The sequence below is a fragment of the Micromonospora sp. CCTCC AA 2012012 genome, assembly GCF_040499845.1.
Lineage (GTDB): Bacteria > Actinomycetota > Actinomycetes > Mycobacteriales > Micromonosporaceae > Micromonospora > Micromonospora mangrovi.
Window position 1 is genome coordinate 1,003,005 of record NZ_CP159342.1, and the last position, 14,491, is coordinate 1,017,495.

At 68.6% G+C, this 14,491-nt stretch carries 16 protein-coding genes and 2 pseudogenes; 13 read left to right on the forward strand and 5 right to left on the reverse strand.

Features of this window, described 5'->3' with window-relative positions:
• Positions 1-24: 24 nt before the first annotated feature.
• The 6 genes from ABUL08_RS04655 (at position 25) to ABUL08_RS04680 (ending at position 6,868) form a co-directional block, all read left to right on the forward strand.
• On the forward strand, positions 25-1,314 hold the full coding sequence (locus tag ABUL08_RS04655; protein ID WP_350934833.1) for an ATP-grasp domain-containing protein: 1,290 nt from the start codon (positions 25-27) through the stop codon (positions 1,312-1,314).
• Positions 1,259-2,578 carry an ATP-grasp domain-containing protein gene (locus ABUL08_RS04660; RefSeq protein WP_350934834.1) on the forward strand — a complete coding sequence of 440 codons (1,320 nt, stop codon included), beginning with the start codon at positions 1,259-1,261 and terminating at the stop codon, positions 2,576-2,578. Before ABUL08_RS04655 ends, ABUL08_RS04660 begins: the two co-directional genes overlap by 56 nt.
• Positions 2,575-3,894 carry an MFS transporter gene (locus ABUL08_RS04665; RefSeq protein WP_350934836.1) on the forward strand — a complete coding sequence of 440 codons (1,320 nt, stop codon included), beginning with the start codon at positions 2,575-2,577 and terminating at the stop codon, positions 3,892-3,894. Before ABUL08_RS04660 ends, ABUL08_RS04665 begins: the two co-directional genes overlap by 4 nt.
• Positions 3,894-4,565 (forward strand): TRM11 family SAM-dependent methyltransferase, encoded by a 672-nt coding sequence (locus ABUL08_RS04670; RefSeq protein ID WP_350934837.1) that lies wholly within the window; start codon positions 3,894-3,896, stop codon positions 4,563-4,565. The genes ABUL08_RS04665 and ABUL08_RS04670 overlap by 1 nt, the downstream gene beginning before the upstream one ends.
• A gap of 50 nt (positions 4,566-4,615) precedes the next feature.
• Positions 4,616-5,668, forward strand: coding sequence for a type III polyketide synthase (locus tag ABUL08_RS04675; RefSeq protein ID WP_350934839.1), 1,053 nt, complete (start codon positions 4,616-4,618; stop codon positions 5,666-5,668).
• A gap of 669 nt (positions 5,669-6,337) precedes the next feature.
• On the forward strand, positions 6,338-6,868 hold the full coding sequence (locus ABUL08_RS04680; RefSeq protein ID WP_350934840.1) for a flavin reductase family protein: 531 nt from the start codon (positions 6,338-6,340) through the stop codon (positions 6,866-6,868).
• Positions 6,869-6,956: 88 nt separating this feature from the next.
• Here the strand turns inward: ABUL08_RS04680 and ABUL08_RS04685 are convergent.
• From ABUL08_RS04685 to ABUL08_RS04695, 3 genes and pseudogenes are all read right to left on the reverse strand, one after another.
• Positions 6,957-7,196, reverse strand: a pseudogene (locus ABUL08_RS04685) (IS701 family transposase); the annotation flags it as partial.
• A gap of 125 nt (positions 7,197-7,321) precedes the next feature.
• A complete protein-coding gene (locus tag ABUL08_RS04690) occupies positions 7,322-7,630 on the reverse strand; it encodes an STAS domain-containing protein (RefSeq protein WP_350934842.1) in 309 nt (102 codons plus the stop codon).
• Entirely contained in the window at positions 7,627-8,151 is a 525-nt protein-coding gene (locus tag ABUL08_RS04695; RefSeq protein ID WP_350934844.1) for an ATP-binding protein, read from the reverse strand. The genes ABUL08_RS04690 and ABUL08_RS04695 overlap by 4 nt, the downstream gene beginning before the upstream one ends.
• A gap of 211 nt (positions 8,152-8,362) precedes the next feature.
• Between ABUL08_RS04695 and ABUL08_RS04700 the strand changes: the two genes are divergently transcribed.
• Positions 8,363-8,605 carry a hypothetical protein gene (locus tag ABUL08_RS04700; protein WP_350934845.1) on the forward strand — a complete coding sequence of 81 codons (243 nt, stop codon included), beginning with the start codon at positions 8,363-8,365 and terminating at the stop codon, positions 8,603-8,605.
• Between the two features lie 249 nt (positions 8,606-8,854).
• Here the strand turns inward: ABUL08_RS04700 and ABUL08_RS04705 are convergent, their stop codons facing one another.
• A complete protein-coding gene (locus ABUL08_RS04705; RefSeq protein ID WP_350934848.1) occupies positions 8,855-9,226 on the reverse strand; it encodes an ArsR/SmtB family transcription factor in 372 nt (123 codons plus the stop codon).
• A 172-nt stretch (positions 9,227-9,398) separates the two neighbouring features.
• The gene (locus ABUL08_RS04710; RefSeq protein ID WP_350934850.1) at positions 9,399-9,746 is read right to left on the reverse strand and encodes a hypothetical protein; all 348 of its coding nucleotides are present in this window, start codon (positions 9,744-9,746) and stop codon (positions 9,399-9,401) included.
• Positions 9,747-10,235: 489 nt separating this feature from the next.
• Here ABUL08_RS04710 and ABUL08_RS04715 point away from each other — a divergent pair, with 489 nt between their 5' ends.
• The 6 genes and pseudogenes from ABUL08_RS04715 to ABUL08_RS04740 all read left to right on the forward strand — a co-directional run bounded on the left by ABUL08_RS04715 (position 10,236) and on the right by ABUL08_RS04740 (position 14,302).
• Positions 10,236-10,622 (forward strand): hypothetical protein, encoded by a 387-nt coding sequence (locus ABUL08_RS04715; RefSeq protein ID WP_350934851.1) that lies wholly within the window; start codon positions 10,236-10,238, stop codon positions 10,620-10,622.
• A 20-nt stretch (positions 10,623-10,642) separates the two neighbouring features.
• The gene (locus ABUL08_RS04720; RefSeq protein WP_350934853.1) at positions 10,643-11,146 is read left to right on the forward strand and encodes a hypothetical protein; all 504 of its coding nucleotides are present in this window, start codon (positions 10,643-10,645) and stop codon (positions 11,144-11,146) included.
• 66 nt (positions 11,147-11,212) lie between these two features.
• Positions 11,213-11,536, forward strand: a pseudogene (locus tag ABUL08_RS04725) (NF041680 family putative transposase); the annotation flags it as partial.
• A gap of 213 nt (positions 11,537-11,749) precedes the next feature.
• Entirely contained in the window at positions 11,750-12,718 is a 969-nt protein-coding gene (locus ABUL08_RS04730) for an ABC transporter ATP-binding protein (RefSeq protein WP_350934854.1), read from the forward strand.
• On the forward strand, positions 12,711-13,511 hold the full coding sequence (locus ABUL08_RS04735) for an ABC transporter permease (protein ID WP_350934856.1): 801 nt from the start codon (positions 12,711-12,713) through the stop codon (positions 13,509-13,511). Before ABUL08_RS04730 ends, ABUL08_RS04735 begins: the two co-directional genes overlap by 8 nt.
• Positions 13,508-14,302, forward strand: coding sequence for an ABC transporter permease (locus ABUL08_RS04740; protein ID WP_350934857.1), 795 nt, complete (start codon positions 13,508-13,510; stop codon positions 14,300-14,302). Before ABUL08_RS04735 ends, ABUL08_RS04740 begins: the two co-directional genes overlap by 4 nt.
• Positions 14,303-14,491: the final 189 nt, after the last annotated feature.

Consider the following 14,491-nt stretch of genomic DNA (forward strand, 5'->3'; position numbering starts at 1 on the left):
TCGCGAAGCGGGGAAGGTGAGCCGTTGAGGACACTGCTTCTGGTCGGCGGCGTCGACGACACGGTCGTCGCGGCGAAGGAGCTCGGCCTGCGAGTGGTGCTGCTGCAGCACCCCACCAAGATCACCGGCCGGCAGCGGGAGCTGGCCGACGTCACCGAGGTGCTGGACTACACCGACTGGGCGGCGACGGCGCCGGTGGTGACCAGCCTGCACGAGCGGTGGCGTATCGAGCGGGTCGTGTCGCTGACCGAGCCGGGCCTGGACATCGCCGCGCAGATCAGCGATCTACTCGGCTTGGGTGGTACGACGTTCCAGGTCTCCCGCCTTTTCCGGGACAAGCTGGCGATGCGCCGCCACCTGGTGCGCCGCGACGCAGAGGCGGTAGCGGCGACCCCGTTGCACGACTTCGACGACCTGCCCGCGTTCGGCGCGCGTCACGGCTACCCCTTCGTAGTGAAGCCCGCGGCGGCCACGGCCAGCATCGGGGTGTTCCGCGTCGCCGACCCGTCCGACCATGACTTCGTCTGGGAGCAGGTGCGCCGGCTGCGGGGCACCCGTACCGACCGCGTGTCGACACTGCTGATGATCGACGACTTCTTCATGGAGGAGTACGTCCACGGGCAGGAGTTCAGCGTCGAGTCGTTCAGCTTCGGTGGACGACACGTGATGGTGACGATCACCGAGAAGATGACCGTCCCGGGCCACTTCGCGGAGCTCGGTCACGCCGTGCCGGCGCGGCTGACAGAGGATGCGTGGGACCGGGTCGCCGAGTGCGTCACCACCTTCCTCGACCACATGGGATTCACCGACGGTCCCTGCCACACCGAGGTCCGCCTGTCGGGTACGAGAGCGCGCATCATCGAAAGTCACCACCGCTACGGCGGTGACGCGATCCCGGAGCTCGTGCGGGCCGTGTACGGCATTGATCTGGACACCCTGGCCGTCGGCTGGCCCTTCGGACTGGTGGACCCGCTGCCGGACGATCCGTGTCCGCGGGGTGGCGCCTGCGTGCGAGCCATCGTCGCCGCGCCCGGTCGGGTGGTGTCCATCGAGGGTGTCGAGGAGGCGCGCCGCCAGCCGGACGTCCTGGCGGTGCGGATCAGCGTCCACGCGGGTGACGAGGTGCGTCCGCTGCGGGACAACTGGGACCGGCTCGGTCTGGTCGCCGCCACGGCGGCCAGTCCGACCGCCGCAGCCGTGCGGGCCGCTCAGGTCATCGACGACTTCATTCGGATCCGGGTGCAGGACGACAGCGGGCGTGTCCATCTCGCGCGGGTCGCGGAGGTTCACCGAGTGCCGTCGGGGGTGGGCTGACATGAGTGTTCTCATCCTGCACCGCAACCCCCTGGAGCCTTTCCCGTATCGAGCCTGGCTCGCCGACTATGACGGTCCGATCGTGATGCTCGCCGCCCGCGACAAGATCGAATCCTTCGGTGAGCAGGTCCCCGACGACGCCGCCGGGCTGTCGCATCTCGGGGTGCTCGACCACTACGACCGGGACGTGGCGGCCCGCGCCACGGAACTCGCCGAGCAGTACCACCCTCGCCACGTCGTCGCGCTTCACGAGGCGGACCTGGAGCTCGCCGCGGACCTTCGCGAGCGGTGGAGGCTACCGGGCCCCCGGGCCGCTGACATCCGCCCGTTCCGGGACAAGCTGCTCATGAAGGAACGGGCGCAGGCCGCGGGCATCGAGGTGGCCCCCCACAGCTTGGCGACCACGGCGCAGCAGGTGGAGGCTTTCGCTGCCGAGCACGGCTACCCCGTCGTGCTCAAACAGCGCGCCGGCTACAACTCCATCGGCCTGCGTATCAGCCGCTCATCCGAGGCGCTGCGTGCTCATGTGGACGCCCTCTTCGCCGGCGGTGCCCGCGACGACATCATCGTGGAGCAGTTCGTCGCCGGCCGGATGTGCCACGTCGACGGGTTCGTCAGGGGCGGCCGGACCGTGCTGGCCTGGCCCTCCCAGTACCAGTACGACCTGGCGTCCTTCGGCAGCGACCCGGGCCCGCGCATCGATCTGACCCTCGACCCGCACGACCCGCTCACCACACGGCTGCTCGACCTGGTCGACGAAGTCCTCGCCGCCGTCACCCGCCGGCCCGGTCATCTCACCGACCACGCTTTCCACGCTGAGGTCTTCCACACCCCTGACGACCGGCTCGTGCTGTGCGAGATCGCTTGCCGCAGCGGCGGGGCGAAGATCCGTGAGGTCTTCGAGGTCATGTTCGGTGTCAACCTGGCCGAGCTTGAGATCCGCACCCAGCTCGGTCTGCCCGTCCCTGCACTCGACCACCTGCCGGCCGGAGTCCGCCCGCAGCCCGGCAGCATGTCCGGACAGATGCTCATGATGAAACGGCCCGGTCTCGTCCGCGCAGTGCCGGCACGGCCGACGGAGCCGTGGGTGCGCCGGTTCTGGTGCTGGGCCCGCCCCGGTCAGGTGATCCCGCCCGCCGCAGGATCCGCGGACTTCCTCACCGCCGCCATCGCCGCCGCACCGACCCGCGCCGAGTGCGAGGCGCGGCTGCGGTCGCTCGGTGCGCGTATCGCCGATCAGTTCCACATCGCGGAGGCATCGTGACGTCCAAGGGGATCCAGGCCCGGTACATGGCCGGGATGGTGATCGACGCCACCGGCAGCGGCATGTATCTGCCCCTGTCGCTGATCTACTTCCACCACACCACCGGCCTACCCGTGGGGAGGGTCGGTGCGATTGTCAGCGCCGCGGCGATCGTGGGGCTGCTGGCCAACCCCCTCACCGGGGTGCTCGTCGACCGGTTCGGCGCTCGCGCAGTGGTCGTCGCCGGTTACCTCCTCCGCGCCGCCGCGTTCGCCTGCTACCCCTTCGTCCACTCCGCGGTGCCGCTGTTCCTGGCCGTGATGGTGGTGGCCTTCGGGGACGTGTCGTTCTCCCCATCCGTGCACTCGCTCGTTGCTGACATAGCCCGCGGCACCACCCGCGACAAGCTAATCGCCGCGCAGCGCAGCCTCCGCAACGCCGGACTCGGCGCGGGTGGTCTGCTCGCTGGTGCCGCCCTGGCCGTCTCCGACGCCCGCGCGTTCACGGTGATCATTGCGACCAGCGCGGTCGCCTTCACGGTGGCGGCGGCACTGATCCGCTCTATCCCCGTCCGCCGTCGGCAGCCGGACGCCGTCGCCGACACGGCGCCCGGCGACGGGGTGGGCTACCGGCTGGTCGTCCGGAACCGGCCGTTCCTCGCTCTGGCGCTGCTGAACATGTTCACCGCGTTCGGATACATGGTGCTGTCAGTCAGCCTGCCCATCTACGTCACCATGAGCCTGGGCCAGCCCCCCTCACTGGTGGGCGCCGTCTACGCGGTGAACACCATCGGCATCGCGGTGGCGCAGATCCCGGTCACCCGCGCGCTGGCCCACGTCCGCCGATCCAGAGCTGTCGCCACCGGCGCGAGCATCTTCGGCGTGTCGTTTCTGTCATTTGCGGTACTGGGCATGACCGCCGGCGGCGCTGTCCTCATGGCCGGCATCTTCGCGGCGACAGCCATTTTCACCGTTGGAGAACTTTTGCACGGCGCGACCATGTCCGCCCTGGTCGTCAACGCCGCCCCTGAACAGACCCGGGGCCGGCACCTCGCGATCTACCAGCTGTCCTGGGCGGTGCCGAGCGCCCTGGCGCCCGCGGTCCTCACCGCGTTGCTGGCTTTCTCACCCACCGGCATGTGGTTCGTGCTCGCCGCAGGGGTGGCCGTCACCGCCGTCGGGGTGCTGCGCCTGGAACCACACCTACCGGCGGAGGCGGTACATCCGCAACCGCCTGACGCGCCGCCCCCGCCGGCCGCTCTGGAGCCGGACACCGTCCGGCCCGAGCTGCGTGAGGCGACCGCGGCGCAGCTCGTGAGAACCAGGAAGGAACACTGATGGCAGTAGCAAGCTGGGTGGTACTCACCGGCGACGACCCGCAGCACGCGCTGCCGGCGGCCGCCGGTCAGTGCGGCTGGGTCAGCCAGGTCGCGCCGCTGATCACCGAGTTCACCCGGCCCGGTGATCTCGTGTTCGATCCGTTCGCCGGGTGGGGCACCACGCTCGTCGCGGCGTCGGTCACCGGCCGGCGGGGGATCGGCCTGGAGATCTCCCCGGACCGGGTCACGCAGGCGGCACGCCGCCTGCGGGACTATCCCGGGCAGGTCATGATCTGCGGTGACGCCCGCCGCCCCCCGGTGCCTGACGGCAGTGTCGACTTCTGCATCACCGACCTGCCGTACTTCGGCACTGCCCTTGACATCGACTCCCCGGTCGACGGTCAGCTGTACGCGGTACGTGACTACTCCGCCTACCTCACGGCCCTCGACCACACCTTCCGCGCGCTCGCCCGGGTCCTGAAACGACACGCCTACGCTGTCATCGCGGTACAAAACCGGCGTGTTGACGACAAGTTCGTCCCATTGGCATGGGATGTTGGCCGGGTGCTCAGCGGACACTTCACCCTCGGCGACGAACGCATCCACCTGTATCCGCGTCCGGTCAGCGAGGGCACACCGCTCGTCAACAACCGCGCCCACGAGTACCTTCTCGTCGCTCAGAAGCGGTAGCGGGCGCAGCGGACAGACCCTCGCGGCACCCCTGCTGGGAAAGGTGAAGAATGGTCGTACCGGTCATCGCGGCGCTGGGACGCGCCCAACCCCCTTCGGCAGATCAGGGCGAGTTGTGGGAGGGCTTCTTCGCGGAGCGCTTCGCCGGACCGCAGCGGACGTTCGCACAGCGCATCTTCGCCAACTCGGGGGTGACTCGCCGCTGCGCCGCCGTCAGCCCCCTCATCGAGGACGTCTCCGACTGGCCCACCTCCCGCCGCATGCAGCGGTACATGGTGGAGGCGGTGCCGCTGGGCAAGGACGCCGTGTCCCGGGCACTCGCCTCCGCCGGTCTGCGGGCCGACGAGATCGGCATGTTCATCGTGTGCTCCTGCACCGGCTACGCCACCCCCGGACTGGACCTCATCCTCGCCCGCGACCTCGGAATGGCCCCTGACACGCAGCGCCTGTTTATCGGCCACATGGGCTGCTACGCGGCCCTGCCCGGGCTGCGCGCGGCCGCGGACTACGTCCGCGTCCATCAACGCCCCGCGGTGCTGCTCTGCGCTGAGATCACAAGTCTGCACATCCAGCCGTTCGGCGCCCGGATGACCGCCGAGCAGATCGTGTCCCATGCCCTGTTCTCCGACGCCGCCGTGGCCGTCGTCTGCACACCCGGCGGCACGGGATACGCGGTGCAGTCGGTGGAGTCACTGACCGACGCCTCCACTGCGGACTACATGACGTGGGACCTCACCGACACCGGATTCCGCATGTCTCTGTCGGTCAAGGTCCCTGATGTGCTCGCCGAGAACGTGCGACACCTAGTCATGCCGACGCTGGCCGGACACGGCATCACCGACGTGCGGCACGTCGACGGATGGGCCGTCCACCCCGGTGGGCCGCGGATCCTCACCGTGGTGGAGCAACAGCTCAGCCTGCCGCCAAACGCGCTCACACCGTCACGTCGCACGCTCGCCGATGACGGTAACTGCTCGTCGGCGACTGTCCTGCTGGTCCTGGATCGGCTCATGCGCTCCCCGCAGCCCATGCGGCAGGTGGCGATGCTGGCCTTCGGGCCCGGTCTCACGCTGTACTCGGCGAACCTGGCCTCGACCAGCTGACAGTGCGGGCCGGTTTCCGGCCTGCACCCTGCGCTACCGGCGTTGTAGCCGGGGGGTCGCATGCCGTACGAGGCGTAGCTCAACTGCTGTCTCGTCATAGTCCGCATCACCGCCGGATCACGATGACGCCTTGAAATCCTACAGTTTCGATAGGAAAGTCGATGGTATGCCGAGCGAGCCACTGCTCACCTCCTCCCGGGACGTCGACCTGAGGCGGGTCGCCTCGCAGCGCTGTTCCAGGTTGCGCCGACCATCCCCGCCGCGCATCACGCCGCCGGCTGTCTTCCGCATGCCTCCCCAGGACGGCGCGACCTCACCTTGAGAGATGCAATCCGGCCCTGCAGCTGGACCGCTCGTGCTTGACGACCTCGCCATCCTCGCCATCCGGACTCAGGAGGGCCCGGATGACCGCCGGTGTTGACTCCTTCGCCCAACAGTGGCGGGACTGGCACCGCCAACACGAGGAGACCTGGGCGGACCCGCACGGTTTCCTGGCCGTGACCGGGCTGCACCGGCTGGGCCCCCCGCGCTACAGCGTTCCCCGGCGCCTCTCCCGCCTGGCGCAGCGAGGCCGACGACGTGGTTGTCACGCTGGCATCGGAGGAAGAGATCCGGCTGCTGCCCTTTCGACCGTAGCTTTCTGCTCAGCTGCTCTTGGGGAGGAATGTCATGACCGAGCACGCCCACAATCCCTCGCCGGTTGACGCCGACGCCCTGCGGGCGTTGCTGCGCCATCAGGCCAGTACTGTCACCGTGGTCACCGCGCCCGGCGCTCCGGCGATCGGTTTCACCGCCACATCGTTCACGTCGGTGTGTTTGGAGCCACCGATCGTCTCGTTCTGCCTGAATATCGCCTCGTCGAGTTGGTCCACCGTCTCCGAGAGCCGCTACGTGGGAGTTCACCTGCTCGCCCATCACCAGCAGGATTTGGCCCGGACCTTCGCGACCAGCGGGATCGACCGGTTCGCGGCGCCGACCCGCTGGCGAGTCGGCCCGGAGGGGGTGCCACTGATCGAGGACACCCTGGCATGGCTCCTGTGCCGGGTGATCGACCGGATAAGCGCAGGCGACCATGCCATCGTTCTCGCCGAGCCCGAACTGCTGCGGCACACCGATGTCGGCTCGCCGCTGCTCTATCACCGGGGTCGGTACGCAACCCTGGCCGAGCACGTCGAATCACCGACTCGGCGCGCCGCTTGATCCTTGCCGCCGTGCTCCTCGGCGGCCGACCTGCAGCGAGGCACTCGGCCCGGTCAGGCTACGTCGTTGACGCGTGCGAGTCGGAAGGCACGGGCACCCGCGCCCACCAGTACTCCCGGGGGCCGTGCGCGCCGGCGCCGGCGGACAGCCGGCACCACGCCTGAGCAGGAAGGTTCCCGATGAGCTGGTCGGCGCGGGCCGTTCCCATCGTGGTGGTGATCATGTCGTCGTTGCGGCGGGTCGCGACCACATAACCCACATCCCGGTGTTCCAACCAGACCCGCAACGGCTTCGACTGCCCGTAGGCCTCGTCCATCGTCACCCACCCATCGGCCCGTCTACGTCGTGGTCGGTATGAGTCTCGACGGGGAACGCGAGGTCCTCGGTATGTGGGCCGGCAACGGCGGGGAAGGCGCCAAACAGCGGGCCGGCTACTGCCTGTGCGGCGACCGGTCAGACCGTAGTCAGCACGTCGAGGACTCCGGTAACGCGCATGACCCGGCGGGTGACGCCTCGTGGATTGACCACCTGAAAGGCGACCTGGCAGGCGATGGCCGCAGCCCGGGCGTCGACCAGCGCGCGGATGCCGGTGGAATCACAGAACGTCAGGGCCGCAAGATCGATGATCAGAAGCTCGGGTCTGTCGGAGGCGAGCGCTTGGTGGACCTGCTCGTGCAAGGCATCCGCGGAGGCCATGTCAAGTTCGCCGCTCAGTGCCAGCCGCGCGACCCCTTGGTCGTCGGCGCATGGAGTGATCTTCACTCAGGTATCTCCCTTGAGCTGCTCGTCTGCGCCGCGCAGACGACTGGGTGGGTGGTCAGTTCGACCCATACGCGCTTCCCACCCTCATGGTCATGGACGCCCCAGCTGGTAGAGATCGCTTCGATGACGGCCAGGCCGCAGCCCCCGATGCCATCGGGATCGCGGCGGCGGGGCACAACCGAGGAGCCATCGGCGACCGACACCACGACCCGACCGTCGTGGGACTCGACGCTGAAGTCGACGCAGCCTCCGCCGTGTCGCACCGCGTTGGTGATCAACTCGCTAGTGACCAGCGCCGCCGTCCCGAGCCAATCTTCGTCGCAGTAGCCCCAGCCTTGTAGGACGGCAACGAGAGCGCGGCGGGCCGTGCTGGGCGCGTTGACGCCTAATGGCACGTCGAGACGGGCGGTCAGTTCACTCATGGCCGGTGGATCCTGTCCTGCGGGCACAGCCAGCGTGTGCAGCGGCTCACCATAGCCGCTGCGGAACAGCGACAGACAAATTTCGACGCACGCCAACACCGGCTGGCTCCAGCCCTCACTGCGTCGTTCTCGCTCGTCAGGAAGGCCACCAGCCGTGGAGGGCAGCCCCAGTGGCTCCGCAGGTCGGTTACGTCAAGGGGAGTGGTGTGCGACTTGCCGGTGATTGACCGGTGATTGGCGTGTTGCGAAAGTAGGAGGTGGCCATGGCGTGATCCTTCGAGGCGACCAAGTCCTGAAGGAGAGGAACGCGATGGCCGCATCTGACGGCGTCAAACCTGCTGAGCTGCTGCGCGAGCAGATCGAGGTCGCGACGCTGGATGTGCTGCAGGCGATGGTCAAGGCTTTCGCGCAAGCGTTGATGTCCGCCGGGACCGATGGGATCTGCGGTGCCGCCTACGGGCAGCGCAAGCGACGAGCAAGTCAACTCCTGCAACCGATATCAAGCGGACCGCCCGCGTGCACGACGCCCATGCCGCCACAGCCGCGGCGTTGATCGGGCCGAACGCCGTCAGCCGGCCCAGCGTCCTTGCACCATGTCACTCCTACCTGTGTCAGCGACATACCGACGGCCGTATCCAGGAGTTGCATTGGTTTCGTCGCGTCATCCGCCGGGGTTGCCTGGCTCGCTGCCGCTGATCGAGAAGCGTGATCACTACCTGGGTAAGGCGGACAAGCCGATTACGCCGCCCGCACCACGGCTGTCTTCACAGGAGGTGCCGGCGACGGTCTTCGAGGGTGTCGGTCAGCGGGCCTTTGTCGTTGCTCGCTTGCGGGGTGGGGTAAGCAGGTCGGCGATCGTGGCGATGGCGGACGGCACAAGGCGGTAGTACGCCCAAACGCCGCGCTTGTCGCGTTCGAGCAGGCCGGCCTCGGTGAGGATCCGCAGGTGGTGGCTGACGGTCGGCTGGGAGAGTCCGAGCGGCGCGGTGAGGTCAGTGACGGACGCCTCGCCCTGCGGGGCGGACTGGATCAGGCTGAGCAGTCGCAGCCGGGCCGGATCGGCGAACGCCTTGAGCACTCCCGCGAGCCGTTCGGCGTCTGCGCGGTCGATCGGCTCGCCGGCGAGGGGCGAGATGGCGGACGTAGCACTCTTCACGGTTCCCACGTCATGCATCGTTGCAGGTCACACCGTCGATCGGCTGATAAACAGGGCAGGACCACCGTGAGTTCGCGTGCGGCGCACTGCTCCCGCTATCCCCGCATGATGATCTGCGGACCGAGGGAGGTGTCGTACGGGTGGGTCTGCTCGCCCGTCTTGAGCCTGGTGCCGTCGGTGGGCTACGTGATCAGGCGGCGCGACGGACCGGGCGGAGCAAGGTGAGCGCGCGAAGGGCGTCGGCGCGGGAGATGGGCTGATCGTCGTCGGACTGCATGGTCAGGACGATCTCGATGGCTTGGCGGATCCAGGCGGTTTTGGTGACGCCGGCGTCCTTGGCGGCCGCAGTGACGGCGTCATCGAGGTCGGTCGGCATGCGCAGGGACCGCACGACCATGACCTCGGCGCCTTCTGGCGGGAGGGAGGAAAGCAGCTCCGCCTCCTGTTCCGCTGTCGTCGGCGCAGGGTCGAAGGTGAGGTCGTTTATCAGTGCGGCGGCCTCTTCCGGGGTGCGCGGCAGGTGCTGGTTGTCGCTCATCGCGTCTGCTCCCATCGAGTGAAGTCGGTACGTTCGGTGTCGCTCATGTCTCGCGCACCGATGATTGTCCAGACGAAACCGTCAACGTGGTGCACCGCCACGATCAGAGGCCGACCGTTGCGCGTGCGCGCCCACACGGTCAGCACCCGCAACCCGGTGGCGTCAGCGCCGGAACGCGGCCACCGCTGCTTGGCTTCCAAGACTTTGCGGACCTAATAGGGCTGGATGCCCGCCAAGGCCTGTAACGCCCACTCTTCCCACTCGTACGGCACCAGGCAAGTGTAATACACGCGTATTCTAGCAGCTAGGCCTACGGCTTGAGCAAAGATCACAAGGGTGACGCCGTGTGGAGAGCGTAAGTGAACGGTTCGAGCGGAGGTGCAGCAAGAAATTCGGACCCGTCGCCACCTCACCTCTGCGGTGTTCGCGGGCGGCGCCGCGATAGTCTGCAACGGATGAAGCTGTCGGCTCGAAGGTGAGGCCTGCCCGATGGGTGCCAGCTACGAACCGATGAGTCTGGCCAGGTTGGCCACCCATCTGGTATCCGCGGACACCGACCAGATTCGCTGGAAGCTCGTATGGGAGTTTCTGGAGGAGTACCGCTGGGAACCCGCCGAAACCAGGGTCGCCCTGTTGAGCGACGAGCCTGGGCTGACGGAGGATCCGCGGTGGGATGCGCTGCTCGCCGCTGTTGCGGAGCATCTGCTGGCTCAGGCGGATCTTGGTCCGCCCGCGTGGGTCGACGCCCGTGTGCTGCGCCGGGCGTGGTTCCCGGCCGAACTGGCCATCCACCGGGCCGACGCCCTGGCATGGGCCCCGGCTGCATTCCGGAAGCACGGTGTGTACCTGTCCGTTCACGACCTGGCTGCGGCGTGAGCGGGTCAGGCGGCGTCCTGATGGGGCGCGCGGAACTCGAACGCGCGTTCACTCACCTGGGCGAGCGGCTTGTCCGTCGCGGGGTCGTCGCCGACATCTTCGTCGTGGGTGGTGCCGCGATGGCGCTCGCCTACGATGCGAAACGGGTCACCAGGGACGTCAACGCGATGTTCGTCCCGCACAGTGTCGTCCTTGACGAGGCGCGTGCAGTCGCCGACGAATTGGGTCTGCCGCCGTGGTGGCTCAACGAGCAGGCCAGCGTGTATGTCTCCGGCAAGGACGACCCAGGCAGGCGGCGGGTTTTCGACCACCCAGGCCTGCGCGTGATGGCGGCCTCGCCGGAGCACATCTTCGCCATGAAGGCGCTCGCGGCGCGGACCCGCGACGTGGACGACCTTCGCACCCTGGCAGCGCTGGCCGAGGTGGCGACAGTCGATGACGCCCTACGTCTGTGCGGCGACTTCTACCTTGACGAAGTCGTTTCGCCGCGGGCCATGGGAGTCATCCGCGAACTGTTCGAGTAGGTCCAGCGCTCCCGTCGAGTGCGCAAAAGACGCCGACAATGGCCGTCTGCAAGTGGTTGGCCTGCCTGGCTGATCCTCGCCGCCTACACCCAGCTCCGCCTGGCCCGCGCCCTCGCCGCCGACCTGCGCCGGCCCTGGGAGAAACCTGCCCCACCGCAGCGTCTGTCACCCGCCCGCGTCCGCCGAAGGTTTCGGCACCTCCGCGCGAGAGTCACCTGTCCGGTCGGTGCACCCAAACCCTCCCGGCCAGGACCCGGGCGGCCACCCGGCCGCCGCAACACCCACCCCACCCAGCGCTACGACGTCCACACCGCGACCACCACGAACGCCAAGACACCGGCTGCAAAGAAGACCAGGTCTGCCAATCCCCGTCCACGCCGTACGGGTTAAAGATCAAGCTGAATGAAGAGCCGGACCTGAGGATCGTCGCCGCCGGCGCTCGGACGAGGTGATGCTCGCCGCCGGCGACTGTCCTCTCACCCGCTGCGGTTGATCACCCCACCTAGTCGGTCGGGTTGCGCCGCGCCGTGGCAGCGGTGCCCGGCGTACCAGCGGCGGCATCGCCGAAGTGCAGGAGGGTGGGTTGCGGGCTAGGGTCGGATGATGATCGAGGTAGGCGATCTGGCCAAGCACTTCCGGGTGCATCGGCGTGATCCGGGTCTGCGGGCTTCGATGCGCTCCCTCATCCGCCGCGACCACGTCACCGTACGCGCGGTGGAGCAGGTCAGCTTCACCATCGGTGAGGGCGAGGTGGTCGGCTTCCTGGGCCCCAACGGCGCCGGGAAGACCACCACGCTCAAGTGCCTCACCGGCCTGCTGCATCCGACCTCCGGCGAGGTACGCGTGCTCGGACACATCCCGCAGCGCCGGGAGCCCGCCTTCCTGCGCCGGATCTCGTTGGTGATGGGGCAGCGCAACTCGCTGTTCTGGGACCTGCCCGCAGCCGACGCCTTTGAGGTCAACCGGGCCATGTACGGCCTGGCTGAAGGCCCGTACCACTCGGCGCTCGACGAGCTGGTCCATCTACTCGACCTGGAGCCGTTGCTGGCCAAACAGGTCCGCGTGCTCAGCCTCGGCGAGCGGATGCGGTGCGAGCTGGCCGCCGCGTTGCTGCACAGGCCCGACGTGCTCCTGCTCGACGAGCCGACCCTGGGGTTGGACGTCAACGGGCAGGCCGCCATCCGGGCGTTCGTCCGCGAGTACACGGACCGCAACGGTGCGACGGTGCTGCTCACCAGCCACTACATGGGTGACGTGACAGCACTGGCGAGCCGGGTCCTGGTCATCGACGGTGGAACCCTGCGCTTCGACGGTGACCTCGCGGCACTGGTCGAGGCGCACTCGCCGCACCGGTTGCTGCGGATCACCCTCCGCGAACCCGTGCCGGTGTCGACCTGGGTCGACTTCGGGACGGTGACCGAGATCGACGGCGCGATGGTGACCCTGCAGGTACCCAGGGCAGAGACGGCCGCCGTCGCCGCCCGGCTGCTCGCCGCCCTCACCGTCGACGACGTCGGCATCGAGGACCCGCCGGTCGAGGACATCATCCGAGCGGTCTTCACCCATGCGTGACGTGCTGGCCGCCTACCCACCGCTCGTGCGCAGCGCCGCCCTGGTGGCGCTGACCTACCGCACTCGACTGGCGCTCTGGGTGCTCGCCGGCTCGTTCCCGCTGCTCACCATGGCGGTCTGGCTCACCGTCGTCGCCGAGGGCGGCCCGCCGGCCGGCTGGAGCACCGGCGACTTCCTCTCCTACTACGCCGCCGCCCTGGTGCTGTGGAACCTCTCCGGCCAGCACGTCGTCTGGGAGTGGGACAGCGACCTGCGCAGCGGCGACCTGTCGGTGCGCCTGCTGCGGCCGATACACCCTTTCCACCAGTACGTCACCAGCGACCTCGGCCACCGGCTGCTGTTCCTGGTCACGCTCCTGCCCGCACTGGCACTAGCCGCGCTGCTGGTGCCCGGCCTCGACTACCCGACCAGCCCTGTCCGCCTTGTCGCGGTGGCCGCCGCCGGCGTCCTCGCCTACGCGCTCGGGATCATGATGGCCTCCACCTTCGCGCTCCTCGGCTTCTGGAGCACCCAGGTCCGCAACGTGTGGATGCTGTGGTGGGGTCTCGGCTCGTTCGCCTCCGGCTGGGTGGCGCCGCTGCCCCTGATGCCCCACTGGCTGCGCACGGCAGCCCTCATGTTGCCGTTCCGCTCGACCATGGGCTTTCCCGCCGAACTGGCCACCGGCCGCCTCGACGCGGCGCACGCCGGCTACGGCTTCGCCGTCGGCCTCACCTGGCTGCTCGCGTTCGCGCTGCTCTACCGGGTCGGCTGGCGGCGAGGCATCCGCCGCTACCAGGCGGTCGCCGGATGAACGGCCTGACGGCGCAGGCACGCATCATCGGCATCTGCTGGCGGGCCGCGATAGCCGCCGAGCTGGAATACCGGGTCAACTTCCTCGCCACCCTCGCGGTCAGCACCTTCTGGCTGCTCTGGGCAGCCGCTGGCGCGTCCGTGTACTTCCGGTTCACCGGCACGGTCGCCGGCTGGACCCACGCGGAGGTGCTCGTCGTCATCGGCCTGTTCTTCGCCCTCAACGGCCTGCGCCAGACCGTGCTGCAACCCAACCTCGACCAGATCACCGAGTACGTGCGCCGCGGCACCCTCGACTTCCTGCTCACCAAACCCTTCGACGCGCAGCTGCTGGTCAGCCTGCGACGACTGGCCGTCGGCAACCTGCTCGACCTGCTGCTCGGGCTCGGTCTGGCCGGCGTGGGCGTCGCACTCTCCGGGCACGGACCGTCGCTGGGCGCGCTGGCGGCGTTTTTGGTCCTGCTCCTCGCCGCCATGGGACTGCTCTACGCGATGACCGTCCTGCTGATGGCCCTCGCCATGGTCACCATGGCCGGCGAGGAGCTGGCCGGCATCTCGTTCGGCGTGGTGGAGCTGGCCCGCTTTCCGGTACAGCTCTACCGCAACCCGATGCAAACCGTGCTCACCGTGGTACCCGTGGCGTTCCTGACCACGTACCCCGCGCAGGCGCTTCTCGGCCGACTCGACACCCGGTCGCTGCTCGTCGCGCCGGTTCTCGCCGGCGGGGCGCTGGTGCTGGCCCGACTGGCGTGGCTGCGGGCGTTACGGGGATACACCGGCGCCAGCGCCTAGGAGCTGTTTTGATGGTCTTCGCGCGATGCTGGAGGCGGACAGATGGCAGATCCTGCGGCCTGGGTTCACTCGGTGGCAGGCGCCAGGTGTAGCGGTTCGCCGCCTGTCTTGAGGAACATGACTGCCAGTTAAATCGCCGTCTCGGGCTGAAGTTATAGGTGCTCGGCCGGGTAGTCGGTGGGCACTCCA

Coding starts and splice junctions, on each gene's coding strand:
- ABUL08_RS04710 (WP_350934850.1), bottom strand. CDS start 9,746: ATGAGCGACAACCAGCACCTGCCGCGCACCCCGGAAGAGGCCGCCGCA.
- ABUL08_RS04740 (WP_350934857.1), top strand. CDS start 13,508: ATGAACGGCCTGACGGCGCAGGCACGCATCATCGGCATCTGCTGGCGG.
- ABUL08_RS04730 (WP_350934854.1), top strand. CDS start 11,750: ATGATCGAGGTAGGCGATCTGGCCAAGCACTTCCGGGTGCATCGGCGT.
- ABUL08_RS04700 (WP_350934845.1), top strand. CDS start 8,363: ATGGCCGCATCTGACGGCGTCAAACCTGCTGAGCTGCTGCGCGAGCAG.
- ABUL08_RS04720 (WP_350934853.1), top strand. CDS start 10,643: ATGGGGCGCGCGGAACTCGAACGCGCGTTCACTCACCTGGGCGAGCGG.
- ABUL08_RS04675 (WP_350934839.1), top strand. CDS start 4,616: ATGGTCGTACCGGTCATCGCGGCGCTGGGACGCGCCCAACCCCCTTCG.
- ABUL08_RS04705 (WP_350934848.1), bottom strand. CDS start 9,226: ATGCATGACGTGGGAACCGTGAAGAGTGCTACGTCCGCCATCTCGCCC.
- ABUL08_RS04680 (WP_350934840.1), top strand. CDS start 6,338: ATGACCGAGCACGCCCACAATCCCTCGCCGGTTGACGCCGACGCCCTG.
- ABUL08_RS04670 (WP_350934837.1), top strand. CDS start 3,894: ATGGCAGTAGCAAGCTGGGTGGTACTCACCGGCGACGACCCGCAGCAC.
- ABUL08_RS04715 (WP_350934851.1), top strand. CDS start 10,236: ATGGGTGCCAGCTACGAACCGATGAGTCTGGCCAGGTTGGCCACCCAT.
- ABUL08_RS04735 (WP_350934856.1), top strand. CDS start 12,711: ATGCGTGACGTGCTGGCCGCCTACCCACCGCTCGTGCGCAGCGCCGCC.